Raw genomic sequence first — 24,542 nt, forward strand, 5'->3', positions numbered from 1 at the left:
CGCTCCCGAGGGGCGCGAGTCGCCCTGGGACGACCCGGCGGCGTCTCCCCTAGCATTCACACCATGCACATCACCGTCTGCCTCAGCCAACAGAAGCCCGAACCCTGGCAGGAGGGCCTGCAGGCCGCGCTGCCCGATGCCACCGTCAGCGTCTGGCAGCCCGGCGCCGCCGCCGCCGACTACGCGGTGGTCTGGGCGCCGCCCCAGGCCTTCTTCGACGAGCAGCCGGGCCTGAAGGCCGCGTTCAACACCGGCGCCGGCGTGGACGCCCTGCTGGGCCTGCGCGTCGCCCCGTCCACGCGCCTCGTGCGGCTCGACGACGCCGGCATGTCGGTGCAGATGGCCGAGTTCGCCTGCCACGCGGTGATCCGCCACTTCCGTGAACTGGACGCCTACGAGGCCGACGTGCGAGAGGGCCGCTGGAGCTACCGCAAGCCGCGCGCCCGCGCCGACTTCCCGGTCGGCGTGATGGGCCTGGGCGTGCTCGGCGAGCGCGTGGCGCGCGCGCTCACGGTGTTCGACTTTCCCGTGCACGGCTGGAGCCGCTCGCCCAAAACGATCGACGGCGTGCGCTGCCACGCGGGCGAGGCGCAGCTCGACACCTTCCTGTCGAGTTGCCGCGTGCTCGTCAACCTGCTGCCGCTCACGCCCCAGACGCAGGACATCCTGAACCGCCGCACCCTGGGCCTGCTGCGGCCCGGCGGCTACCTCGTCAACCTCGCGCGCGGCGCCCACCTGGTGGACGAGGACCTGCTGGCCCTGCTCGACAGCGGTCACCTGGCCGGCGCCGCCCTCGACGTCTTTCGCACCGAACCCCTGCCCGCCGGGCATGGTTTCTGGAACCACCCGAAAATCACGCTCACGCCGCACACATCGGCCCGCACCCTGCGCGAAGAAAGCATCGCGCAGATCGCGCGCAAGATCGCCGCGCTGCAACGCGGCGAACCCGTGGCGGGCGAGGTGGACCGCCAGCGCGGTTATTGAAAGGACATCCCATGAACAAGCTCCCTGCGCGCGTCAAGCTCGTCGACGTCGGCCCGCGCGACGGCCTGCAGAACGAGAAGCAGCCCGTGCCCGCCGCGGTCAAGATCGATCTGGTGCACCGCCTGCAGGCCGCCGGCCTGACCGAGATCGAGGTCACCAGCTACGTGAGCCCCAAGTGGGTGCCGCAGATGGCCGACAACCACGAGGTCATGCAGGGCATCCAGCGCCGCGCCGGTGTGCGCTACTCGGTGCTGACGCCCAACCTGAAGGGCTTCGAGGCCGCGCTGGCCGACCGGCCCGACGAAATCGTGGTCTTCGGTGCCGCCAGCGAGGCCTTCAGCCAGAAGAACATCAACTGCAGCATCGCCGAAAGCATCGAGCGCTTCGCGCCCGTGGTGGCGGCGGCCAAGGCCAAGGGCATCGCCGTGCGCGGCGCCATGAGCTGCACCGTGGGCTGCCCCTACGAAGGCGAGGTGCCGCCCTCGCGCGTGGACTACCTCGCCGGCCTCATGAAGGGCATCGGCGTGGAGCACGTGGGCGTGGCCGACACCATCGGCGTGGGCACGCCGAAAAAGGTGCAGGCCGCCTTCGAGGCCACCTTCAAGCACTACGGCGTCGACCAGGTGTCGGGCCACTTCCACGACACCTACGGCCAGGCCGTGGGCAACACCCTGGCCGCGCTGGAGATGGGGGTGTGGCAGTTCGACGCCTCCGTGGCCGGCCTGGGTGGCTGCCCGTACGCCAAGGGCGCCACCGGCAACGTCGCCACCGAGGACGTGGTCTACCTGCTGCACGGCATGGGCATCGACACCGGCATCGACCTCGATGCCCTGATCGACGCCGGCGCCTACATCAGCCAGCAGCTGGGCCGGCCCACCAACTCGCGCGTGGCGCGCGCCGTGCTGGCCAAGCGCCAGGGCTGATCGCATGACACCGGTGTCCGAACTGCAAACCTCTCCCGCCATCCGCCGCGTGGCCGAGCGCCTGGCCGCGCTGGGCCACGCGCACGCGCCCGTGATGCTCGACGACGCCGCGCGCACCGCGCAGCAGGCGGCCGATGCGCTGGGCGTGGCCCTGGGGCAGATCGCCAAGAGCATCATCTTCCGCCGCAAGGGCGACGAACGCGCGGTGCTGGTCATCACCTCCGGCGACCGCCGCGTGGACGAGAAGCGCGTGCAGGCCCTGGTCTGTGGCGAGGGCCACAAGCTGGGCCGCGCCGACGCCGACTTCGTCAAGGCGCAGACCGGCTTTTCCATCGGCGGCGTGTCGCCGCTGGCGCACGCCCACGAGCCCGTCACGCTGATCGACCGCGAGCTGTTCCGCTTCGACGTGGTCTGGGCCGCGGCGGGCCACCCGCACGCGGTGTTCCCGCTCACGCCGCAGGAGCTGGAGCGCTACACCGGCGCGCCCGTGGCCGACGTGGTCCAGGGTGACGAGGGCCCCCACGCGCCGCCGCTGCGCGGGTCGCTGCCCACCGCGGGGGCGGGGCCGGCCGGGGGCGGCCCGGCGCCGGATCGCGCATGAACGCGCCCGAGCGCCCCAACTTCAAGCGCGCCCGCATGCGCCAGCCCGGCGTGGCCGTGCCCTCGCCCTGCCTGAGCGTGTGCCGGCTCGACGAGCACCGAGGCCAGTGCGTGGGCTGCCTGCGCACGCTGGCCGAGATCGGCGCCTGGAGCCGCATGAGCGACGCCGACAAGCTGGCCGTGTGGGCGCAGCTGGAAACCCGGGAAGTGATCGCTGAATGAAAGACATCCAGTTCTTCTACGACCCGATCTCGCCCTACGCGCACCTGGCCTTCGCGGCGCTGCCGCAGGCGCTCATGGGCCACAGCGTCGTGCTGCACCACCGGCCGGTGCTGTTCGCCGGCCTGCTCAAGGCGCACGGCCAGCTGGGGCCGGCCGAGATCCCGGCCAAGCGCGACTGGACCTACCGCCAGGTCCAGTGGCTCGCGCACACGCAGGGCATCCGGCTGGACCTGCCCGCCACCCACCCCTTCAACCCGCTGCCGCTGCTGCGCCTGGGCCTGGCCACCGCCGTGGACGAGGCGCCCGGCGAGACCAGCCGCTACGTCACCGAGCTGCTGTTCCAGCACGTGTGGCATGGCGGCGCCGATGCGGCCGATCCGGCGCGCCTGGCCGATCTGCAGGCCCGGCTGCAAGACCACATGGCCCAGCGCGGCCGGCCCTGGCTGGCGCCCGACAGCGACACCGTGAAGCAGCGGCTGCGCGCCAACGGCGAAGAGGCCCTGGCCCTGGGCCTGTTCGGCGTGCCCGCCCTGGTGGTGGACGGGCGCCTCTTCTGGGGCTTCGACGCCCTGCCCATGCTCAAGGCCTGGCTGGACGGCGACGCCTGGTTCCAGGGCGGCGCCTGGGAGGCCGCGGCGCGCACGGCGGTCGGCGTGCAGCGGCGCTGAACGCGGGGCGCGGGCTCAGCGCCGCGCCTTCATCAGGTGCTTGGCCAGCGCGTGGTACGCCGGCAGCGAGTTCGGGTCGTTGGCCGCGTTGCCGGCCGTGGGGTGCGAGGCGAAGCGCGCGATCACCATCTCCGCCTTCGGGTCGATGTACAGCGCCTGGCCGTGCACGCCGCGGGCCATGTAGGCGCCGTGTTCGTTGTGCGTCACCCACCACATGTTGCGGTAGCTCCAGCCCTTGAGCAGGGCGTAGCCGGCCTTCTCGAAATCGGCCTTGGAGCCGCCGCGCCGGATGTCGGCGATGGCCGCGCGCGGAAGGATCTGCTCGCGGCCCAGGCGGCCGTTGTGGCGCAGCAGCTCGCCCACGCGCGCGAGGTCGCGCAGGCCGGCGTTGAGGCCGCCGCCCGCGAAGGGCGTGCCGATCGAGTCGACCGTGAAGTAGGCGTCCTGCTCGGCGCCGATGCGCCGCCACAGGCGCTGTGACAGCAGCTCGGCCACCGACTGGCCGCTGACCCGCGCGATCACCCAGCCCAGCGCGTCGCTGTTGGCGGTCTTGTAGCCGAAGGCCTCGCCGTGGCGGCCCTGGGGCTGCACCGTCTGCAGGTACTCGAAGTAGCTGCGCGGGCCCTGGTAGCCGGCGGGCTTGGGCAGGGGGCTGCCCGCCTGCGCGTGCTGCCAGACGTCGGCCTGGGGGTCGGCGTAGTCCTCGCTGAAGCGGATGCCGGTGGTCATGTCCAGCAACTGGCGCACGGTGGCGCTGCCGAAGGCCGAGGCCGCGAGCTCGGGCACGTAGTGGTCCACGCGCCGGTCCGGGTCCAGCCGGCTTTCGGCCACCAGCACCGCACCCAGCAGGCCGGTGAAGGATTTGGTGACCGACATCAGGCCGTGCTGGCCTTCTTCGGTGAGCGCGCCGAAGTAGCGCTCGTAGACGATGCGGCCACGGTGCATCACCACGATGCCGTCGGTGTAGTTGAGCGCCAGCGACTGCGCCCAGGTGATGGGCTCGCCGCCGCCCAGCGGGGTGAAGCGCAGGCCGTCGATGTCGCCGCGCTCGGCGCGCGGCAGCGGCCGCGGTGCGCCCAGGCCGCGCGAGACCTGCACCGTGGGCATGAGCTCGCGGAAGTGCGCCACGGTCCAGCGCCAGGCCGGAAAGTCGGCGTAGCTGCCGTCGGCGAAGCGGATGGTGCGCTCGGCGGGCGGTGGCGCGCCCTTCATCCAGCCCAGGCGGGCGGGGTCGCTGGCCTCGGCGTCGGGGGGCGCGGCGGGTGCGGGCAGGGCCGTGAGCAGGGACAGGGACAGCAGCAGGGATCGCATGGGGTGTTCCTCCGGGCGGTCCAGTAGACGGCGCCCCTGCGCGAGCGTCAAGACGGCTCAGCCGCCGAAGGCCTCGGCCAGCGTCAGCACGCGGCCGGTCTGCGCCGCCTCGTAGCCCTTGAGCGCCGCCACCCGCGCGCGAAACGCCGGCGAGCGCAGCACCGCCAGCACCGGTCGCAGGCCGGGGCGCTGCGAGGCGTCGGCCGGCACCGCGAAGAAGTAGCGCTCGCGCAGCAGCGGGATGAAGTGCAGGCCGAAGCGGTGCGCCGCCGTCTGCACGCCGATGCCGGCGTCGGCCATGCCGCTGGCCACGTAGGCGGCCACGGCCGCGTGCGTGAACTCGGTGTTGTCGTAGCCCAGCAGCGCACGCGGCGCGATGCCCTGGCGCTGCAGCAGCAGCTCGATCAGCACGCGCGTGCCCGAGCCTTCGGGCCGGTTCACGAAGCGCAGGCCGGGCCGCGCCAGGTCTTGCAGGCCGCGCAGGCCCAGCGGGTTGCCGGGCGCCACGAACAGGCCCTGCGTGCGCACGGCCAGGTGCACCAGGCGGTGCTGCTCGGGCCGCAGCCAGGCCAGGTAGCGCTGCGCGGCCGCCGCTTCGAATTCACCCAGCGGCACATGAAAGCCGGCCAGGTCGCACTCGCCGTGCGCCAGCGCGGCCACGGCCTCCAGGCTGGAGCGGTAGCGCAGCTCCACCGGCACCTGGCGCGCCGCCAGCTGCTCGCGCAGCGCGGCCACCGCGAAGCCGTGACTGGCGTGCAGGCGCGCCACGGCGAGGGCGTGCGGCCGCACGCGGCCCAGCTCGCCTTCGAGCTCCGAGGCCAGGGACTCCAGCAGCGGCTGCAGGCGCGCGCCGATGCGCGCGTCGGCCCACACCAGCTTCTCGCCGAGCCCGGTCAAGGCCGAGCCGCGTCCGCGCCCGCGCAGCAGCAGCGGTTCGCCGAACAGGGCCTCGGCCTGGCGCAGCAGGCCCCAGGCGTGCCGGTAGGACAGCCCGGCCTCGCGCCCGGCCTGGGCGATGCTGCCGGTGGCCTGCACCGTGGCCAGCAGTTCGAGCAGGGGGGTGGCGTCGAGCGGGGCATCGTCCGCGCGGCCCACGCGCCAGCGGGGTTGCAGGCTCACGCGCAGCGGTGCGGACGGGGGGCGGGAGGCCATGGCGCGGTGGCTATGTGAATGGCCGGACATATTAAGCGAGCGGCCGCGCGCTGGCCGATCGAGCGGTGCGGTGGCTGGGTCCTGTCCGTTTCCTGACGTGATGAATTGGTAGAGAACCAGCATCGGCCAAGTGGATACCTAAGGTCCGCCTTTTGCATGAATGACGTTCAGGCGTTCGCGAGGATGGGATGGATGGGCCTCGTGAGCGTTTCGGCAACACACAGGACGCCCCGCATGACCGAACCCCCAGCCCCCGAATTGCTCGAGCGCTTGTTGAACGCGCTGTCCGAGGAACTGCCCGCCGACCGGCCCCTCGCCCTGCCACGGGGCGAGGGGCCGTTTCTCTTCGATTTCGAGATCGCCTCGATGCCCGTGACGCTGCTCTGCGATCCGCGGCAGGCGCCGGCCAGCCTCACGGTGGCCTGCCCGCTCGGGCCCGTGCCCGAAGGCACCGCCCTGGCCGAGGCCGCGCTGCGCCAGTTGCTGCGCGTGAGCCAGCTCACGGCCGGCTCGGGCACCGTGGCCGGCTATGAGCCGGGCGATCGCCGCCTGCACCTGCTGCACGTGGTGCCATTGGCCACCGCGAGCGCGCGCCTGCTGGTGGCCACCATGACCGGCCTGGCGCACATGGCGCGGCGCTGGCGGGAAGACCACCTGCTGGGCGCCGCGCCCCTGGCCGACGGCTTGAGCGCCGGCCTGCGCGCCTGAGCGGCGCGGGCCCTGCGCGCCCCAGCCGGCCTGTGTTCCCTATGTGCTTCGGCGCCGGCTCGGCCGGCAGGAGGGCGCTCGCCCATGCCAACCCCACCACCGATGTTTCGCTTCGCCACGCACGACCCGCGCCGCCACCTGGTGGATTGGCTGGCGGCCATGCGCTGCGCCTGGTACCCGGTCGCGCTCGACGTCGCGCTGAACCCGTCGCAGGACCCCGGGTCGCTGCTCGCCGCCCAGTGCAAGGTGGGGACCGAGACGGTGCTGCTGCAGCACGACCTGGAGAACCGGCCCGACCACGCGCGCGTGGTCTGCGTGCTGGGGCCGCTGCCCGGACCCGATCCGCTGCCGATGCTGCTGAGCCTGCTGCAGGGCAATCTGCTCATCGCCTTGCGGGGCCGCGGCGCGGTGCTCGGCCTGGAGGCCGGCGCCGACGCCGTGTGCCTGACGGACGAACTCTGTTTGGCCGAAGGCGCGGAAGCGGCGTTCCGCGTGCGCCTGCGTCACCTGGCCAGTCAGGCCGAGCGGTGGCGCCGAGGCCTGCTGTTTCCCGAGGCCTGGTCCTGATGCGCCGCGCGGGCCGACGCGAGCCCCGTGGCCTCCCTTTCCATTGACCCGCTGGTCTCTCCATGAACCCCTTCGCATCCCGGCCGTCCACGGCGCTCCCCCTGCATCGCTCGGCCTCGGCGCCGGTCGGCACGCTCCGAGACCGGCCGGGCGGCCAGGGCGCACAGCGGGGCGGTGACCCTGCGCAGGCGTCACCGCTGAAGCCCAGCGTCGTCCAGTCGGTGGACGAGCTGCTGGGCGGCGCGGTGTTCGACCCCCAGGCGGTCTTCGACAGCTACTGGACCGGTCAGTGGGACCCCCAGGACCCGCGCGGCAGCCTGTTCGGGCCATTGAGGGGGCCGGCGCTGTACGACGCCGTCGTGCAAGTGCTGCGGGTGGGGCAGGAGAGCCTGCGGGCCCGGCGCCACGAGCTGAAGGCGTTCAACAACCTGTTCGAGCCCTTGCTGCACGAGGCCACCGCCGACGCCGAGGCGACCGCCGAGCCCATCGCCGAGCCCATCGCCGAGCCCATCGCCGAGCCGGTCGTTGAGGCCCGCCGCCCGCCATGGCCGGCGCGCCAGGCGCCGCTGTCCGACCGGCAGGCGCGGCACGTGGTCCACCTGCTGCTCGACCACCGGGAGGGCGCGGACCTGAGCGATGTCCGGGATTCGGTGGGCCCGCTGGAGGGGATCGATCGGCTCAGGGCGCTCGATCAAGTCGAGCTCAGCCTGTGCGAGCTCCTGGACATGCACACGATCGGCGACGCCGACGGCCGCCGGATCGCCGCCCTCATCGAGGCCATGCGGCAGAGCGTCGAGGTGAAGGAAGAAGACCGGCTGCTCGCGGCCTTGCTCCGGGGCGCGCACCCCGGTGACCGGCAGGCCCCGGCGCCGCTGGACGTCTGGGGTTTGATCGATCGCTTGCGCAAGGGCAAACACGGTGAAGGCGACAACGCCGCCCTCATCGAGCTGTTTGGCGGTCGCACCGGCACCGAACTCTGGGGCGCGATCAACGAGGTGGAGTGTGCGCTGCGCGAGGGCGCGCACTCGGGCGAGCGCACGCCGCTGTCGGAAGACGAACGCGAAGAGGTGTTGTCCTGCCTCGCGGCCATGCGGCATGGCCTGCTGCGCGAGAGCCTGTCGACAGCCGCCAGCCTCGACGGGCTGATCACCGAGATCGAGCGGTGGCCCGCGCCGGGCGAGGCGCCGCCGACCCCGGTGCCCCCATCGGTGCCGCGCGAGCCGGACGCCCTGGGCGCGCTGGGCCAGCTCATCAACCGGGTGGGCGCCTTGCACGGGTGCCAGCCCCGGGGGCTGACCAAACACCCGCGCTGGTTCGGCGTGAGGCTCGAGGCTTGCCGGCGGGTGCTGCAACAAGGGGGGGTGCCAGCGCTCCAGCGCCTGCTCGCCCACCTGACCCCGCCCCAGCAATGGCAGGTGCTGTCGACCCTGGTGGAAGACACGGTGCTGCTGAAACAGTACCCGGCCCTGTTGGCGCTGGAGGATGACGTCTACCGGCACCGCATCGCCCTGCGGCGGGGCGACCAGCCACTGAAGCGCGTGCGCGACTGGTACCGGCTGGTGTCGACCCAGGCCCGGGCCCTGGCGGTGCCACCCGCCGTGCCCGTGGGCATCGGGGCCGAGGAGTGGGTGCGGGAACTGTGGATCCTGCTGTACCAGCGCCACCCCGAGCCCTCGCGCCAGCGGGCCGAACTGGGCCGGGCCCTGGAGCATTACCAGCACGCGCTGGGCGTCAAGACGGACCGCGAGCACGCCGAGGCCCTGTGGCTCGACTCGGTGAGGGCGGCGTTGGCGGCGTCGACATCGGGGCATGCGCTGCTGGCGGTGCTGCGCCACCGCCTGGGCCTGGACGCGAACGTCGCGCTGGCGCTGATGGCCGCGCTGGCGGAAGCGGTAGCGTTCGACGACACCCAGCGCGTCTTGATCCGGCGCGCCGCCGCGATCCTGATGGCCGAGCACGAGCACAGCCTGCTCTGCATTGCCTTGCCCTACCACAAGGCCAGAACGCCCCAGCGGTTGAACATCTTCTACCCCCGTGCGGCCCGGCCGGACGCGTCGGCGCAGACCCTGGACCACCACCAGCAGCTGCTGAGCCGCTGGCGCGAACACGCGCCCCTGGTTGATCAAGACCTGCACAAGGTTCAGGCGTGGCTGTCGGACCCGCCCACCACCCGGACAGGCCCCGATGGGCAGGCCGTCGAGTTCACCCCGGGCGAGCAGTGCGACCACCTGCTCTGCGCGATGGCGCTGCCCCCCAAGCGCGTGGAACTCGCGCTGTTGAAGATCGCGCAATCCAGCACGGACCCGGACGGGCGCGACAAGTACCTGCTGGTGCGGCGCCTGCTGTCCGAGCTGGTCTATTCCGAGCGCAACGACGCCGGCCGCAACCCGCCCATGAGCGCGCCCGCCATCCTGCTGCGCGCGCTGGGGGTGGCCTCCAACGGCGTGCGCGAAGGCGGCGCGCACGGATTGGCCATGTTCGCGGTGCGCCTGGGCGCGCACTACATGGGCGGCTGGAGCCTTCCGCTGCTGGGTGGGGTCTGCGGGGTCCTGTCGTTGTGGGCCCGGTACCACCTCGAACACGCCAAGTCGCCGGACTACCAGCTGAACCCCAGCCCGATCCTGGACAACCTGATCCGGTACGTCCCCGTGCTGAACACGGTGTGCCTGTCGGGGCTGCTGCTGTGCACAGGCATCCTGCCGGCGGCGAACGGCCTCCAGGTTCCCTTCGGCCTCGGCGAGGCGCTGTACCTCATGAACGCCATGCGCGCGCTGCGGCAGGTCATGCAGAGCGGCACGCAGCCCCTGGCGCGCCTGTTCCGCCTGACCGACGCGCGCGGCGCGGGCCTGCCCGCCCAGCTGACCTTCTTCGTGAACTGCGGCCGCGACGCCCTCTACATGGGCAGCTCGATCGGCTTCCTCTTCTTCCTCGGCAGGCACCTCGATGAACAGATGGCCGGGTGGGGCGCGCCGCGCTCCACCGGCGACCTGCTGTTGCGCGAGCTGATGAAGACGCTGCCGTCGACGCTGAACGAAATGGTGGACGGCTTCAATCCCGACATCGCCATCCTGTCGGCCCGGTTCGTGTCCTGGCTGAAAGGCGCCCTGGGGCTGGGCGACGACGACTTCCTGCTGCAGCCCGGCGTGCCCCTGCCACCGGCGGCCGTGCCCGCGCACATGGCCGACCACATCGCCGGACGCAGCGACATCGTCGGCCTCCAGGACCCGTTCAACACCGCGTCGGCGCTGGCGGCCCACCTGGGGCAGCACGAGCTGGCGCTGTTCTTCAAGTGGGTGGCGGTGGTGCTGAACGGGTTTCTCGGCGCCTTGCGCGGCCGGGAGCTGAGCTACCTGAGAACCACCGACCCCAGGGCCTCCGCGATGGCCCCGCGCGACGGCTTCAACCCCAGGAACCCCGACGGCCTGCTGGTGGCGCTGGCCTACCTGGCGTCCGCGCTCGCCTCCCAGGTGCGCCAGGGCGCGCGTCACCTGGGGCTGTTGCAGGCACCGCCCCCGCAGGTCACGGTACAGATGCCGCCGCAGGTGCGAGAGGCGCAGCGCCTTCGGACCCAGTCGCTGCTGGCCTCGTCCAGAGGCCGGGACGCCGCGCCCGACACCCCCCGGACGAACACCGACGACATCCCCGGGTCCTGAGCCGGGGCCGACCGGCGTCCATATAGGCAGCCGAAAACATATTAAGTGCCGTGCATGGTGCTAGCCTGCCGGCACGATGAACCCGCCCCACGACACCCGCGCGGTCATCCCCATCCGCCCGCTGGACCGGCAGGCGCGTGGGGCTGCGCGCCGCACCCCCAAAGGCCGCCAGGTGGCGCCCGCCGCGCGCGAACGCGTGGCCGCTCTGTGTGCCGGCCTGGAGCCGCGTCCCGATCTGCTGATCGAGCACCTGCACCGCCTCAACGACGCCGAGGGCGCCCTGCGCCGGGGCCAGCTCGCCGCGCTCGCCGATCGCCTGCGCCTGAGCCAGGTCGAGGTCTACGAGGTCGCGAGCTTCTACCACCACTTCCACGTCGTCGACGACGAGGCCGCCGCGCCCGCCACCACGGTGCGCGTGTGCACCAGCCTGGCCTGCGCCATGGCCGGTGGCGAGGACCTGCTGGCCCGCGCGCGCGAGGCCTTGGCGGGCCGCGCCGACGTGGCGGTGGAGGAAGCCCCCTGCATCGGCCAGTGCCACCAGGCCCCGGCCGCCTGCGCCGGCCAGCGGCAACTGCCCAAGGCCACGGCCGAGTCCATCGTGGACCACGTGGCGCGCGGCGAAACCGGGCCGCGCCAGCTGCCACACCCGCTGCCCAACGACCTGGGGCAGCTGGGGCGCCTGCTGGCGGGCGACCTCACGCCCGAGGGCGTGATCGCCGAACTCAAGGCCGCCAACCTGCGCGGCCTGGGCGGCGCGGGCTTCCCGGCCTGGCGCAAATGGGACACGGTGCGCGCGCAGCCCGGCCCGCGCCACGGCGTGGTCAACATCGACGAGGGCGAGGTCGGCACCTTCAAGGACTGGCTGGTGCTCAGCATGGGCGCGCCGCAGGTGCTGGAGGGCGTGCTGGTCGCGGCCGAGGTGGTGGGCCTGGACCACGTCTGGCTCTACCTGCGCGACGAGTACCACGACCTGCGGCCGATGCTGCAGCGCGAGATCGAGGCGCTGGCGCCGCGCCTGCAGGCCCTGCGCGAGCGCTTCCCGCACTACCGGCCGCCGCGCATCGAGCTGCGGCGCGGCGCGGGCGCCTATATCTGCGGCGAGGAGTCCGCGCTCATCGAGTCCATCGAAGGCCGGCGCGGCCTGCCGCGCCTGAAGCCGCCCATCGTGGCGCTGAACGGCGTGTTCGGCCGGCCCACGCTGGCGCACAACCTGGAGACCCTGTGGTGGGTGCCCGCGCTGCTGGCGCAGGGCGGGGCGGCCTGGGCCGCGCTGGGCCGGCGCGGGCGCCACGGCCTGCGGCGCTTCTCGGTGTCGGGCCGGGTGAACACGCCCGGCGTGCACCTGGCGCCGGCGGGCATCACGCTGCGCGAGCTGGTCGACGAGTTCGCGGGCGGCATGCAGGCCGGCCATGAGCTGCACGCCTACCTGCCAGGCGGCGCCTCGGGCGGCATCCTGCCCGCCGCGCTGGCCGACGTGCCGCTGGACTTCGACACCCTGGCCGAGCACGGCGCCTTCGTCGGCTCCATGGCCGTGGTGGTGATGGGTCAGCACGACGGCGTGCGCGACGCCGCGCTCAACCTCATGCGCTTCTTCGAGATGGAGTCCTGCGGCCAGTGCACCCCCTGCCGCGCGGGCACCGGCCAGCTGGTGCGCCTGATGCAGGCGCCGCGCTGGGACGCCGAGCGCATGGACGAACTCTCGGCCGTGATGCGCGAGGCCAGCATCTGCGGCCTGGGCCAGGCCGCGCCCAACCCGGTGGACAGCGTGCGCCGGTTCTTCGCGAAGGAGGTGGGCCTGTGAGCACCCGCGATCTGCCGCCCGCCGCGGCGCCCATTGCCTTCACGCTCGACGGCCGCGCGGTGGAAGCCGCGCCCGGCGAGAGCCTGCTGGACGCCGCCGAGCGCGCCGGCGTGGTACTGCCCCGCCTGTGCGCCAGCGAGGGCCTGCGCCCGGCCGGCAACTGCCGCGCCTGCGTGGTCGAGATCGACGGCGAGCGCGTGCTGGCGCCCTCGTGCTGCCGCGCGCCCACGGCCGGCATGGTGGTCAGGAGCGACACGCCGCGCGCCGCCAACGCGCGCCGCACCGTGCTCGAGCTGCTGCAGGCCGACGCGCCGGCCACCACCGCGCTCAAGCACGACAGCGAACTCGCGCACTGGGCGCGCGAGAGCGGCGCGCGCGCCGGCCGCTTCGCGCCGCGCGAGGCCGTCGGCCAGGACCTCAGCCACCCGGCCATGGCGGTGAACCGCGACGCTTGCATCCAGTGCACGCGCTGCATCCGCGCCTGCCGCGAGACCCAGGGCAACGACGTGCTGGGCCTGGCCTTCCGCGGCGGCCACGCGCAAATCGTGTTCGACCAGAACGACCCCATGGGCGCCAGCACCTGCGTGGCATGCGGTGAGTGCGTGCAGGCCTGCCCCACGGGCGCCCTCGCGCCGGCCAACGGCGCCTTCGCCCAGCCCTCGCTCAAGCGGGTGGACTCGGTCTGTCCCTTCTGCGGCGTGGGTTGCCAGCTGCGCTACCACGTCGATGAGAACGATCGCATCGCGCACGTCGAAGGCATCGCGGGCCCGGCCAACGAGGGCCGCCTGTGCGTCAAGGGCCGCTTCGGCTTTGACTACGCGCACAGCCCCGAGCGCCTCACGCGCCCGCTGATCCGCCGCGCCGACGCGCCCAAGGACCCCACGGCCATCGAACGGCGCCAGACCGCGCAGGAGGTGCGCGAACTGTTCCGCGAAGCCAGCTGGGACGAGGCCCTGGATGCCGCGGCCGCGGGCTTTCGCGCCGCGCTGGGCGCCACCGCCGCGCGCGGCCGCGCCAGCCCGGTGGCCGGCTTCGGCTCGGCCAAGGGCACGAACGAAGAGGCTTACCTGTTCCAGAAACTGGTGCGCACGGCCTTCGGTACGCACAACGTCGACCACTGCACGCGCCTGTGCCACGCCTCCAGCGTGGCCGCGCTCATGGAAGGCCTGGGCTCGGGCGTGGTGAGCAACCCGCTGCGCGACGTCGAACACGCCGAGCTGGTGCTGCTGATCGGCGCCAACCCGGCGCAGAACCACCCGGTGGGCGCGACCTGGATCAAGAACGCCATCCGCCGCGGCACGCGGCTGGTGCTGGCCGATCCGCGGCGCACCGAGCTGGCGCGCCACGCCTGGCGCTACCTGGGCTTCTCGCCCGGCAGCGACGTGGCCCTGCTCAACGCCATGCTGCACGTGATCGTGGCCGAGGGCCTCACCGACCCCGCCTACATCGCCGCGCACACGCGCGACTTCGACGCCATCCAGGCCCACGTCGCGGCCTTCACGCCCGAGGCCATGGCGCCGGTCTGCGGTATCGCCCCCGAGGCGATCCGCGAGGTCGCGCGCGCCTTCGCCAGCGCCAAGAGCGCCATGATCCTCTGGGGCATGGGCGTGAGCCAGCACGCGCACGGCACCGAGAACGCGCGCGCGCTGATCGCGCTCTCGCTGATCACGGGCCAGATCGGCCGGCCCGGCACCGGCCTGCACCCCTTGCGCGGCCAGAACAACGTGCAGGGCGCGAGCGACGCCGGCCTCATTCCCATGGTGCTGCCCGACTACGCGCGCGTGAACGACGCCTCGGCGCGCGAGCGCGCCGAGGCCCTGTGGCGCCTGGCGCCCGGCACCCTGGGCGCCGAGCCCGGGCTCACGGTGGTCGAGATCATCGAGGCCGCCTACCGCGGCGACATCAGCGCCATGCTGGTCCAGGGCGAGAACCCGGCCATGAGCGACCCCGACGCCGCGCACGCGCGCGCAGCGCTCGCGGGGCTGAAGCACCTCGTGGTGCAGGACATCTTTCTGACCGAGACCGCCGCGCTGGCCGACGTGGTGCTGCCCGCCACCGCCTGGCCCGAGAAGACCGGCAGCGTGACCAACACCGATCGCTGCGTGCAGCTGGGCCGCAAGGCCGTGGCCTCGCCCGGCGAGGCGCGCGCCGACGCCTGGATCACCGAGCAGCTGGCCCGCCGCCTGGGCCTGGGCTGGGGCTATGGCATCGCGCCCGACGGCTCGGGCACCGGCGACGGCGCGCAAGGCATCGGCGCCGTGTACGAGGAGATGCGCGCGCTCATGCCCAGCATCGCCGGGCTGTCGTGGCCCCGCCTGTGGCGCGATGGCGCGGTGACCTACCCGGTGAGCGACGAGCAGGACCCGGGCCAGCCCGTGGTCTTCACAGAGGGCTTCCCCATGCCCGAAGGCCGCGCGCGCCTGGTGCCCGCCGCGCTGGTGCCGCCGGCCGAGCGGCCCGACGGCGAGTACCCGTTGGTGCTCATCACCGGCCGCCAGCTGGAGCACTGGCACACCGGCAGCATGACGCGGCGCAGCGCGGTGCTCGACGCGATCGAGCCCAGCCCGGTGGTGAGCCTGAACCCCGCCACCGCCGAGCGCTTGGGCCTGCGCGCGGGCGCGCTGGCGCGCGTGCGCTCGCGGCGCGGCGCCATCGCCCTGCCGGTGCGCGTGGACGAAGCGATGCCGCCCGACACGGCCTTCATCCCCTTCGCCTACGCCGAGGCGGCGGCCAACCTGCTGACCAATCCCGTGCTCGATCCGCTGGGCAAGATCGCCGAACTCAAGTACTGTGCGGTGGACGTGCGGCCCGAGACGCACGAGGCGGCGTCGGCCTGACCTGCCTCAAGCCCCGGGCCGCGACCCTGGCCCCTCATGGGCCATCGACCCGCGACCACAGGAGACCCGCATGTTCAAGAAGATCCTCGTTCCCACCGACGGCTCCGAGGTGGGGCACCAAGCCGCCGCCACGGCGGCCCAGATGGCCAGCGAGTCGGGTGGGCAGGTGGTGGGCGTCTACGTCATCGACCCCTTCCCCTACATTGGCATCGGCGACGCCTCGGCCGTGGGCCTGCAGGCCTACCTGAGCGATGCCAAGCGCGTGGCCGGCGACGCGCTGGACAGCGTGGCCAACGCCTGCCGCGCGAAGAACGTGCCGTTCGCGGGCGACACCATCGAGCGCAACCTGGTGTGGGAGGGCATCCTGGAAACCGCCAAGGCCGAGGGCTGCGACCTGATCGTGATGGGCTCGCACGGCCGCCAGGGGGTCAAGGCCCTGATCCTGGGCAGCGTCGCGCAGAAGGTCCTGACGCACGCGCACATCCCGGTGCTGATCGTCAAGGGCTGAGCCGCGGGGAGCGGCGCCCGGCTCAGCGCCGGAAGCGCCCGCTGCCGTCGATGATGGACAGGTCGGCGAAGTCCAGCCCGGCGCGGCGCAGGCCTTCCACCACCACCTTGGCGCCCGCGAAGCCTTCCATCATGGCGGGCGCCGCTTCGCACTGGTAGGTGGCGCGCACATTGAACACCCAGGGGTTGACCGGCCGGTGCAGCACCATGGCCCCGGTGCCGGGCGCCACCAGCGGCACCTTGTGTTCGGCCAGCAGCGGCAGCAGCGCCTCGGCGTGCGGTGTGCCCCGGTTGAGGAACAGGGCCAGCACGCCGCGCTGGCGGGTCAGCTCGCGCGCGAACTGCACCGTCACCTTGGGGTCGAACCTGTCGTCGACCGAGATCAGTTCGACCTTCTCGCCGTGTACCCCGCCGCGGGCGTTCACGGGGTCGAAGTACAACCATTTGTAATGGCGCGCGAGTCTGCGCAGAGGCTCCCCCGGAAGGACAGTGTGGAAATGACGTAGGGCGCGGCAGCGGTCGCGGGCGGTCCCTAGAATCTTCCGCTTCCCGCTCAGGAGCCCTGCATGTCCGACGATCGCCGCCCCGACCTCTCCACCCCGGCCGAACCCGATGAACGGGCGGCCGACGGGGGCGGCGCCGAGGGCCTGATCCGCATCCGCGGCGCGCGCCAGCACAACCTCAAGGGCCTGGACCTGGACATCCGCACCGGCGAACTGACGGTGGTGACCGGACCCAGTGGCTCGGGCAAATCCAGCCTGGTGTTCGACACCCTGTTCGCCGAGGGCCAGCGCCGCTACGTCGAGACCTTCAGCGCCTACGCGCGGCAGTTCCTGGACCGCATGGACAAGCCGGCGGTGGACCGCGTGGAGGGCGTGCCGCCCGCGATCGCCATCGACCAGACCAACCCGGTGCGGTCCTCGCGCTCGACCGTGGGCACCATGACCGAGCTCAACGACCACCTCAAGCTGCTGTTCGCGCGCGGCGCCGAGCTGTTCGACCGCGAGACCGCGCTGCCGGTGCGGCACGACTCGCCCGAGACCATCGCGGCCGAACTGCGGCGGCGCGCCGAAGCGCAGGGGGATCCCCGGCTGGTGCTGACCTTCCCGGTGGAATTGCCCGCCAACACCACGCCCGAGGAAATCGAACAGTGGCTCTCGGCCAGCGGCTACACCCGCGTGCAGGCCGAGCGCACGGTGCAGCGCGAGGCGAAGGAAGAGGCGCCCGCCGCCAAGGGGGCGAAGAAGGCCAAGCCGGTGATCGAGGCCGTGAAGCTGCTCGACGTGGTGGCCGACCGCTTCCGCGTGGCCAGCGCCGAGCCCGCGCGCGTGATGGAGGCCATCGAGACCGGCCTCAAGCGCGGCGGCGGCCGGCTCACGGTGTACGCCTTGAAGGAAGCGGGTGAGCCCGAGATCTGGAAGTTTTCGACCGGCCTGCACTGCCCCGAGAGCGACATCCGCTACAGCGAGCCCGCGCCGTCCATGTTCTCGTTCAACTCGCCGGTGGGCGCCTGCGACAGCTGCCGCGGCTTCGGCCGCGTGATCGGCGTCGACTACGGCCTGGTGATCCCGAACGACAGGCTCACGCTGCGCAACGGCGCCATCAAGGTGTTCCAGACGCCGGCCTGGAAGGAGTGCCAGGACGACCTGATGCGCCACGCCGAGGCGGCGGGCATCCCGCGCGACACGCCCTGGGCCAAGCTCACGCCCGAGCAGCAGGCCTGGGTGAAGAACGGCTCGCCGCAGTGGAACGGCAAGTGGAACCAGCAGTGGTACGGCGTGGGCCGCTTCTTCGAGTACCTGGAGAGCAAGGCCTACAAGATGCACATCCGCGTGCTCTTGTCCAAGTACCGCAGCTACACCGAGTGCCCGGTGTGCCGCGGCGCGCGCCTCAAGACCGACAGCCTGCTCTGGCGCGTGGGCACGGCGGCGCAGGCCGACGCGGTGCTGGCGCCGTCGCAGCGCTACCTGCCCGCGGGCGTGGCCTGGTCGCGCGCGCAGCTGGAGGCGCTGCCCGGCCTGTGCCTGCACGACCTGATGCTCATGCCGCTGACGGATTTGCGGCGCTTCTTCGATTCCATCGTGCCTGCGCAGGCGGGCAGCACCGGCGAGCAGCAGGCGCTCAAGCTGCTGCTGGAAGAAATCAACACCCGCATCCGCTACCTCTGCGAGGTCGGCATCGGCTACCTCACGCTGGACCGGCAAAGCCGCACGCTCAGCGGCGGCGAGGTGCAGCGCATCAACCTCACCACCGCGCTCGGCACCTCGCTGGTCAATACGCTGTTCGTGCTCGACGAGCCCAGCATCGGCCTGCACCCGCGCGACATGGCGCGCATCGTCGACGCCATGAAGCGCCTGCGCGACGCCGGCAACACCCTGGTGGTGGTGGAGCACGACCCGGCCGTCATGCTCGCGGCCGACCGCCTGATCGACATGGGCCCGGGCCCGGGTGAGCGCGGCGGGCGCATCGTGTTCGACGGCACGCCGGCGCAGATCCGCTCGGCCGATACGCTCACCGGCGCCTACCTGGGCGCGCGCAAGACCATCGGCATGGGTTTCAAGCGCGCCGTCACCGACAGCACGCCGCGCCTCATCCTGGAAGGCGCGAGCGAGCACAACCTGAAGAACGTGTCGGTGGAGTTCCCCCTGCAGCGCCTGGTGGTGATCACCGGTGTGTCGGGCTCGGGCAAGTCCACGCTGATCCAGGACGTGCTGGCGCCCGCGCTCATGCGCCATTTCGGCCAGAGCACCGAATCGCCCGGCGCGCACGACCGCCTGCTCGGCGCCGAGCAGCTGGCCGACGTGGTCTTCGTCGACCAGTCGCCCATCGGCAAGACCGCGCGCTCCAACCCGGTGAGCTACGTCGGCGCCTGGGACGCCATCCGCGCGCTGTTCGCCGACGCGCCGCTGGCGCGCCAGCGCAGCTACACGCCGGCCAAGTTCAGCTTCAACAGCGGCGACGGCCGCTGCCCCACCTGCGGCGGCTCGGGCTTCGAGCACGTGGAGATGCAGTTCCTCTCCGACGTCTACCTGCGCTGCCCCGATTGCGACGGCAAGCGCTACCGGCCCGAAATCCTGGAAGTGAAGATCGATCGGGGCGGCCGGATGCTGAGCGTGGCCGACACGCTGGAGCTCACGGTGAACGAAGCGGCCCAGCTGTTCGCGCACGACCGCGAGGTGATCCGCGCGCTGCAACCCATCGTGGACGTGGGCCTGGAGTACGTGAAGCTGGGACAGCCCGTTCCCACGCTCTCGGGCGGCGAGGCGCAGCGCCTCAAGCTCGCGGGCTTCCTGGCCGAGGCCGCCAAGTCCGCGAGCGCCAGCCGCCAGGCCGTGTCGCGCAAGGGCACGCTGTTCCTGTTCGACGAGCCCACCACCGGCCTGCACTTCGACGACATCGCCAAGCTCATGCGCTCGCTGCGCAAGCTGCTGGACGCCGGCCATTCGCTGGTGGTGATCGAGCACAACCTGGACGTGATCCGCGCCGCCGACTGGCTGGTCGACCTCGGCCCCGAGGGCGGCGCCGGCGGCGGTGCCGTGGTGGCCGAGGGCCCGCCCGAGCAGGTGCGCGAGCACCCCACGAGCCACACCGCGCGGGCGCTGCGCGAGTACGCGGCGGCCATGGACCAGGTGCACGCGGTGGGCGAGGCGCCGGCGCCCTACCGTGCGCGCGCCGCCGCGCGCCGCGCGCCGCGCGACGAAGCCATCCGCATCGTCAACGCCAAGGAGCACAACCTCAAGCAGCTCAGCGTGGACATCCCGCGCGGCAAGTTCAACGTCATCTCGGGCGTGAGCGGTTCGGGCAAGAGCACGCTGGCCTTCGACATCCTGTTCAACGAAGGCCAGCGCCGCTACCTGGAAAGCCTCAACGCCTACGCGCGCAGCATCGTGCAGCCGGCGGGCCGGCCCGAGGTGGACGCGGTCTACGGCATCCCGCCCACCGTGGCCATCGAGCAGCGCCTGTCGCGCGGCGGGCGCAAGAGCACGGTGGGCACCACCACCGAGGTCTGGCATTTCCTGCGCCTGCTCTACGTGAAGCTGGGCACCCAGCACTGCGTGCACGACGGCGCGGCCGTGAAACCGCAGAGCGCCGACAGCATCGCGGCCGCCATCCTGCGCAAGCACGCGGGTCGGCATGTGGGCCTGCTGGCGCCGCTGGTGGTCAACCGCAAGGGCGTGTACACCGAACTGGCCGACTGGGCGCGCCCGCGCGGCTTCAGCCACCTGCGCGTGGACGGCGACTTCCTGCCCACCACCGGCTTCCCGCGCATCGACCGCTTCAAGGAACACACCATCGAATTGCCGGTGGCGGATTTCGTGGTGAACCCGGCCGACGAGGCGCAGCTGCGCCGCGAACTGGCGAAGGCGCTGGAGCACGGCAAGGGCATCCTGCACCTGTTGCACCCGCTCGACGGACTGAAAGAAGCCATCGCCGAGGGCCGACCCACGCGCGACATCGGCGCCGTGGAGGTGTTCAGCACCGCGCGCGCCTGCCCGGTGTGCAGCACCAGCTACCCCGAGCTGGACCCGCGCCTGTTCTCCTACAACAGCAAGCACGGCTGGTGCCCGGACTGCGTGGGCACAGGGGTGAAGCTCTCGCGCGAGCAGCGCAAGGCGCTCGACGACTCGGTGCGCGACGCCGACGAAAAAGGCCGCGAGCAGAGCTTCGCCGAGCCCGAAGTGGAGGGCGTGGGCGACGAGGCCTGCCCCACGTGCGAAGGCTCGCGCCTCAATGCGCAGGCGCGCGCCGTGCGGTTCGGTGGTGTGGCCATCACCGACATCGCGCGCCTGTCGGTGAGCGAGGTCCGGTCCTGGGTGCGCCGTCTCATGGACGGCCAAGACCTCAGCGGCCGCGAAGCCGACATCGCGCGCGACCTGCTGCCCGAGATCGAGAGCCGCCTGGCCTTCCTCGAGCAGGTGGGTCTGAACTACCTCACCCTGGACCGTGGCGCGCCCACGCTCAGCGGCGGCGAGGCGCAGCGCATCCGCCTGGCGGCCCAGCTCGGCAGCCATTTGCAGGGCGTGTGCTACGTGCTCGACGAGCCCACCATCGGCCTGCACCCGCGCGACAACCAGATCCTGCTCGACGCGCTGCACCAGCTCGGCCACCAGGGCAACACCCTGGTGGTGGTGGAGCACGACGAAGACACCATCCGCCGAGCCGACCACGTCATCGACATCGGCCCCAGCGCCGGCAAGCGCGGCGGGCGGGTGGTGGCGCAGGGCTCGGTGGCGGACCTGTCGGCCAACCCCGAATCGGTGACGGGCCGTTACCTGCTGCACGCCATGAAGCACCCGCTGCAGGCGCGCCGCGCCATGCCGGCGGACATGGAGGCGCTCGACCTGCGCGGTGCCGCGCTGCACAACCTGCAGGCACTCGACGTGAAGGTGCCGCTCAAGCGCCTGGTGGTGGTCACCGGCGTGAGCGGTTCCGGCAAGAGCACGCTCGCGCGCGACGTGCTGCTCACCAACGTCGCGGCGGCGGTGTCCCTGCGCGCCACGGCGGCTGGCAAGAAGGCCTGGGACAAGGGCGAGCGGCCCGCCTGGTCGGGCTGCGAACGCCTGATCGGCAGCGAGGCGGTGGACCGCGTGCTCGAGGTGGACCAGACGCCCATCGGCAAGACGCCACGTTCCTGCCCGGCCACCTACATCGGTTTCTGGGACACGGTGCGCAAGCTCTTCGCCGACACCCTGGAGGCCAAGGCGCGCGGCTACGGCCCGGGCCGCTTCAGCTTCAACACCGGCGAAGGCCGCTGCCCCAGCTGCGAAGGTCAGGGCGTGCGCACCATCGAGATGAGCTTCCTGCCCGACGTGAAGGTGCCCTGCGAAACCTGCCACGGCGCGCGCTTCAACCCCGAGACGCTGACCGTCACCTGGAAAGGCAAGAGCATCGGCGACGTGCTGCAGATGGAGGTGGACGAGGCGGTCGAGTTCTTCGCCTCCATGCCCGCCATCGCCCACCCGCTGCAGCTGCTCAAGGACGTGGGCCTGGGCTACCTCACGCTGGGCCAGCCGTCGCCCACCCTGTCGGGCGGCGAGGCGCAGCGCATCAAGCTCGTCACCGAACTGAGCAAGGTGCGCGACGAAGTGGGCCGGCGCGGGCAGAAGGCGCCGCACACGCTCTACGTGCTGGACGAGCCCACGGTGGGCCTGCACATGGCCGACGTGGAGAAGCTGATCCGCGTGCTGCACCGCCTGGTGGACGGTGGCCACAGCGTGGTGGTGATCGAGCACGACCTGGACGTGATGGCCGAAGCGGACTGGATCATCGACCTGGGCCCCGAAGGGGGATCGGGCGGCGGCCGCGTGGTGGCCGCGGCAGCGCCCGAGGCGGTGGTGGCGGCGGGCACGCACACCGGGCGTGTGCTGGCGCCGGTGCTGGCGAGGAGCTGACCCGCGTCAGCGCTGCTCGCAGGTGGGCGCGCCGCAGGCGCTCTGGCAGGCCTGCCGAACCCGCTCGAAGCGCTCGACGGCGTTGCAGGCGTAGGTCTGGGCGAAGTCGATCATCGCGGCGCGGCATTGCGGCGTGCGGTAGCGCAGGGGCACGCTGCCTTGCACCCCCGACGGGCAGGTGAAGCGGTGGTTCTCGGTCTGGAATGCCGGGCCGGTGGGCGCCTGGGCCACGGCGCGTGGCGCCGTCTGTTGTTGCGCTTGCGCGATGCCGCCGGCGCGGCCATCGCTGAGGACATCGGCCACGCCACCGCCCACGATCCGGGCAAGCTGTCCCGGGTCGGCGCCCGAGCCGGCGGCGATGCCTCCCACGGTGGCCAGGCCGGCGATGGCCATGGCCCGGCCGAAGAAGCCGCTGTCCGATTCGCTGGACGCGGCGGTGCGTTGCGCCTGCCGCTGTTCCCGCTGGGCCAGCAGTTGGGCATATTCCTGTTGAGTGCGCTCGGATTGCCCGGTCATCTGCTGCGGCAGCTCGCCCGCGCTGTTGCGTGCCGTCGGGTCCGCACCGGCCTCGAGCAGGTAGTCGATCAGGGCCTGATTGACGGTGCCGTTCTGGCCCAGGTAGGCGTTGTGCAGCGGCGTGGTGTCGTGCCGCGCGAACTCGCGCCCCGCGCTGAGCACGCGCGTGGCGCGGGCGTTGACATCGGCGCCCGCGGCCACCAGCAGGCGTGCGCTGGCCACCGCCTGGGCGCCGTCGCGTTCGCGCGCGGGGTTGCCGGGCGAGGTGTCGCGCAGGCCCAGGATGTGCAGCATGGTGTAGTCGACCTGGTAGGCGTAGTAGGGCACGTCCTTGGTGCGGGACAGGCGCCAATCGGGGTCGGAACTGAAGCGCGCGTTCGGGTCCAGGCCGAGGCGCAGGGCGGCCTGGAGCATGGCAGGCTCGGCGAAGGCGGCGATCATGCGCGGCAGCGGTTCGGACAGGGGGCGTGGCCGCAGGCGGATGCGCGCGCCCATGGCCACCAGGCGGTCGGCCAGGGCCGGGTCCTGACCCACGATCAGCGCCGCGTACAGGGACTCGTCCAGTGCGTCCTGGTCCGCGAACTTCAAGCCATGCTCGAGCAGCAGGTTCAGCGCCGCGAGGTTGCGCGCGAACAGGTGGGTCGGGACCACCCGGCGCTGGCTGAGGTCTTCACGGAGCGTGGGAGGCGGCAGGAAGAGGGCGTCGGCCAGGCGCGTCGGGCTGGGACCGTCGCCGGCGGGCCGCAACTGGGCCAGTTGCTGGTAGGGCAGCACGCGGCGCGGACCGGCACCGGCCGCCAGCGCGGCGCGCGCGAGGTCGAGCCGCTGGTCCCACAGGCCGACGGCCAGGGCGTTGTCGCGCAAGTCGGCGCTGTCGCTGGTGCGAAGCCGTTCGATGACCTGCGCGTCGTTGGTGTTGGACCGGAGGGCGCGCAGGCTGTCGCGATTGACGGTGGGGGTGGTTTCGCAGCCGGCGAGCCAGGCGGTGGCGAGCAGGAGGGTGAAGGTCAGGAGCGGTCGCATCGGCCCATGATAGGAGTCGCCTGGCGAACGGAGCCATCGCGGATGGGACCAGCGGCCACAGCACGCGGCTCGGCGTGCCCGCGCGGGACAGGAAGCCAGCGACCGTTGCCCTGTGACGCACCCGACCATCCACGTCCCCGCCGCGGCGCCGGCCAGGCCCGCGCTGGGCCTTCGCCACGCCGCCAGCGCCTCAACCGCGCGGCAGCGGCAGCGCGGTCTTGTAGCGCACCTGCTTGAGCGCGAAGCCCGAGCGGATCTTTTCCACCTCGGGCATGGGCGAAAGGCGTTCGAGGATGAAGCGCTCCAGCGCGCCGATGTCGGGCACCACCACGCGCAGCAGGTAGTCGGAGTCGCCCGTCATCAGGTAGCACTCCATCACCTCGTCGAGGTCGGCGATGCGTTGCTCGAAACGCGCCAGGGCTTCCTTGCTTTGCGTGGTCAGGCTGATGCTGATGAACACGTTGAGCCCCAGGCCCAGGCGCGCGGCGTCGGCCAGGGCCACGTACTGGCGGATCACGCCCGACTGCTCCAGCGCCTTCACGCGCGCCAGACAAGGCGAGGGCGAGAGGCCCACGCGCTGGGCCAGGGCCACGTTGGACAGGGAGCCGTCGCGCTGCAGCTCGTCAAGGATCCGGCGATCAAGGGCGTCCATGGTGGTTTGTGCTGTCAATTTCTGAA

At 72.4% G+C, this 24,542-nt stretch carries 17 protein-coding genes; 12 read left to right on the top strand and 5 right to left on the bottom strand.

Features of this window, described 5'->3' with window-relative positions; all coding sequences use genetic code 11:
* Nucleotides 1-63: 63 nt before the first annotated feature.
* The 5 genes from DY262_RS09190 to DY262_RS09210 are packed head-to-tail and all read left to right on the top strand — an operon-like array spanning nt 64 to nt 3,397.
* Nucleotides 64-984 (top strand): 2-hydroxyacid dehydrogenase, encoded by a 921-nt coding sequence (locus DY262_RS09190; RefSeq protein ID WP_116958627.1) that lies wholly within the window; start codon nt 64-66, stop codon nt 982-984.
* Nucleotides 985-995: 11 nt separating this feature from the next.
* The gene (locus tag DY262_RS09195) at nt 996-1,907 is read left to right on the top strand and encodes a hydroxymethylglutaryl-CoA lyase (RefSeq protein ID WP_116958628.1); all 912 of its coding nucleotides are present in this window, start codon (nt 996-998) and stop codon (nt 1,905-1,907) included.
* Nucleotides 1,908-1,911: 4 nt separating this feature from the next.
* Nucleotides 1,912-2,508 carry a YbaK/EbsC family protein gene (locus DY262_RS09200; RefSeq protein ID WP_425459288.1) on the top strand — a complete coding sequence of 199 codons (597 nt, stop codon included), beginning with the start codon at nt 1,912-1,914 and terminating at the stop codon, nt 2,506-2,508.
* Nucleotides 2,505-2,729: a DUF1289 domain-containing protein gene (locus DY262_RS09205; protein WP_116958629.1), complete on the top strand. Its 225-nt coding sequence runs from the start codon at nt 2,505-2,507 to the stop codon at nt 2,727-2,729. The genes DY262_RS09200 and DY262_RS09205 overlap by 4 nt, the downstream gene beginning before the upstream one ends.
* Complete coding sequence (locus tag DY262_RS09210; protein WP_116958630.1) at nt 2,726-3,397, top strand: 2-hydroxychromene-2-carboxylate isomerase; 672 nt, start codon at nt 2,726-2,728, stop codon at nt 3,395-3,397. The genes DY262_RS09205 and DY262_RS09210 overlap by 4 nt, the downstream gene beginning before the upstream one ends.
* Nucleotides 3,398-3,412: 15 nt before the next feature.
* On the opposite strand, the gene DY262_RS09215 is transcribed toward DY262_RS09210, so the two are convergent.
* Together DY262_RS09215 and DY262_RS09220 are read right to left on the bottom strand one after the other, a co-directional pair.
* Entirely contained in the window at nt 3,413-4,708 is a 1,296-nt protein-coding gene (locus tag DY262_RS09215) for a serine hydrolase domain-containing protein (RefSeq protein WP_116958631.1), read from the bottom strand.
* A 57-nt stretch (nt 4,709-4,765) separates the two neighbouring features.
* Nucleotides 4,766-5,860 (bottom strand): substrate-binding domain-containing protein, encoded by a 1,095-nt coding sequence (locus DY262_RS09220; protein ID WP_116958632.1) that lies wholly within the window; start codon nt 5,858-5,860, stop codon nt 4,766-4,768.
* A gap of 234 nt (nt 5,861-6,094) precedes the next feature.
* On the opposite strand from DY262_RS09220, the gene DY262_RS09225 reads away from it, so the two are divergent.
* The 6 genes from DY262_RS09225 (at nt 6,095) to DY262_RS09250 (ending at nt 15,934) form a co-directional block, all read left to right on the top strand.
* Nucleotides 6,095-6,568, top strand: coding sequence for a type III secretion system chaperone family protein (locus tag DY262_RS09225; RefSeq protein ID WP_116958633.1), 474 nt, complete (start codon nt 6,095-6,097; stop codon nt 6,566-6,568).
* 84 nt (nt 6,569-6,652) lie between these two features.
* Nucleotides 6,653-7,135 (top strand): hypothetical protein, encoded by a 483-nt coding sequence (locus tag DY262_RS09230; RefSeq protein ID WP_147326198.1) that lies wholly within the window; start codon nt 6,653-6,655, stop codon nt 7,133-7,135.
* Between the two features lie 221 nt (nt 7,136-7,356).
* Nucleotides 7,357-10,788: a hypothetical protein gene (locus tag DY262_RS09235; RefSeq protein ID WP_116958635.1), complete on the top strand. Its 3,432-nt coding sequence runs from the start codon at nt 7,357-7,359 to the stop codon at nt 10,786-10,788.
* A 76-nt stretch (nt 10,789-10,864) separates the two neighbouring features.
* The gene (locus DY262_RS09240) at nt 10,865-12,589 is read left to right on the top strand and encodes an NADH-ubiquinone oxidoreductase-F iron-sulfur binding region domain-containing protein (protein WP_116958636.1); all 1,725 of its coding nucleotides are present in this window, start codon (nt 10,865-10,867) and stop codon (nt 12,587-12,589) included.
* Nucleotides 12,586-15,426: a molybdopterin-dependent oxidoreductase gene (locus tag DY262_RS09245; protein ID WP_116958637.1), complete on the top strand. Its 2,841-nt coding sequence runs from the start codon at nt 12,586-12,588 to the stop codon at nt 15,424-15,426. Before DY262_RS09240 ends, DY262_RS09245 begins: the two co-directional genes overlap by 4 nt.
* A 70-nt stretch (nt 15,427-15,496) precedes the next feature.
* The gene (locus DY262_RS09250; RefSeq protein ID WP_070400405.1) at nt 15,497-15,934 is read left to right on the top strand and encodes a universal stress protein; all 438 of its coding nucleotides are present in this window, start codon (nt 15,497-15,499) and stop codon (nt 15,932-15,934) included.
* 22 nt (nt 15,935-15,956) lie between these two features.
* On the opposite strand, the gene DY262_RS22205 is transcribed toward DY262_RS09250, so the two are convergent.
* Nucleotides 15,957-16,610 carry an ABC transporter substrate-binding protein gene (locus tag DY262_RS22205; RefSeq protein ID WP_425459289.1) on the bottom strand — a complete coding sequence of 218 codons (654 nt, stop codon included), beginning with the start codon at nt 16,608-16,610 and terminating at the stop codon, nt 15,957-15,959.
* Between DY262_RS22205 and uvrA the strand changes: the two genes are divergently transcribed.
* On the top strand, nt 16,500-22,325 hold the full coding sequence (gene uvrA, locus DY262_RS09260; protein WP_245980908.1) for an excinuclease ABC subunit UvrA: 5,826 nt from the start codon (nt 16,500-16,502) through the stop codon (nt 22,323-22,325). The genes DY262_RS22205 and uvrA overlap by 111 nt on opposite strands.
* Before the next feature lie 6 nt (nt 22,326-22,331).
* On the opposite strand, the gene DY262_RS09265 is transcribed toward uvrA, so the two are convergent.
* Nucleotides 22,332-23,864, bottom strand: a complete 1,533-nt coding sequence (locus tag DY262_RS09265; protein WP_116958638.1) for an ankyrin repeat domain-containing protein — start codon at nt 23,862-23,864, stop codon at nt 22,332-22,334.
* Between the two features lie 190 nt (nt 23,865-24,054).
* Complete coding sequence (locus DY262_RS09270; protein WP_116958639.1) at nt 24,055-24,516, bottom strand: Lrp/AsnC family transcriptional regulator; 462 nt, start codon at nt 24,514-24,516, stop codon at nt 24,055-24,057.
* Nucleotides 24,517-24,542 lie beyond the last annotated feature (26 nt).

This window comes from Hydrogenophaga borbori (assembly GCF_003417535.1).
In the GTDB taxonomy this organism is placed as follows: domain Bacteria; phylum Pseudomonadota; class Gammaproteobacteria; order Burkholderiales; family Burkholderiaceae_C; genus Hydrogenophaga; species Hydrogenophaga borbori.

Excerpts from the sequence above, each read along its gene's own strand:
- DY262_RS09225 (WP_116958633.1), top strand. The coding sequence starts at position 6,095 with ATGACCGAACCCCCAGCCCCCGAATTGCTCGAGCGCTTGTTGAACGCG.
- DY262_RS09205 (WP_116958629.1), top strand. The coding sequence starts at position 2,505 with ATGAACGCGCCCGAGCGCCCCAACTTCAAGCGCGCCCGCATGCGCCAG.
- uvrA (WP_245980908.1), top strand. The coding sequence starts at position 16,500 with ATGTCCGACGATCGCCGCCCCGACCTCTCCACCCCGGCCGAACCCGAT.
- DY262_RS09250 (WP_070400405.1), top strand. The coding sequence starts at position 15,497 with ATGTTCAAGAAGATCCTCGTTCCCACCGACGGCTCCGAGGTGGGGCAC.
- DY262_RS09270 (WP_116958639.1), bottom strand. The coding sequence starts at position 24,516 with ATGGACGCCCTTGATCGCCGGATCCTTGACGAGCTGCAGCGCGACGGC.
- DY262_RS09220 (WP_116958632.1), bottom strand. The coding sequence starts at position 5,860 with ATGGCCTCCCGCCCCCCGTCCGCACCGCTGCGCGTGAGCCTGCAACCC.
- DY262_RS09240 (WP_116958636.1), top strand. The coding sequence starts at position 10,865 with ATGAACCCGCCCCACGACACCCGCGCGGTCATCCCCATCCGCCCGCTG.
- DY262_RS09230 (WP_147326198.1), top strand. The coding sequence starts at position 6,653 with ATGCCAACCCCACCACCGATGTTTCGCTTCGCCACGCACGACCCGCGC.
- DY262_RS09215 (WP_116958631.1), bottom strand. The coding sequence starts at position 4,708 with ATGCGATCCCTGCTGCTGTCCCTGTCCCTGCTCACGGCCCTGCCCGCA.
- DY262_RS09190 (WP_116958627.1), top strand. The coding sequence starts at position 64 with ATGCACATCACCGTCTGCCTCAGCCAACAGAAGCCCGAACCCTGGCAG.
- DY262_RS09210 (WP_116958630.1), top strand. The coding sequence starts at position 2,726 with ATGAAAGACATCCAGTTCTTCTACGACCCGATCTCGCCCTACGCGCAC.
- DY262_RS09195 (WP_116958628.1), top strand. The coding sequence starts at position 996 with ATGAACAAGCTCCCTGCGCGCGTCAAGCTCGTCGACGTCGGCCCGCGC.
- DY262_RS09200 (WP_425459288.1), top strand. The coding sequence starts at position 1,912 with ATGACACCGGTGTCCGAACTGCAAACCTCTCCCGCCATCCGCCGCGTG.
- DY262_RS09265 (WP_116958638.1), bottom strand. The coding sequence starts at position 23,864 with ATGCGACCGCTCCTGACCTTCACCCTCCTGCTCGCCACCGCCTGGCTC.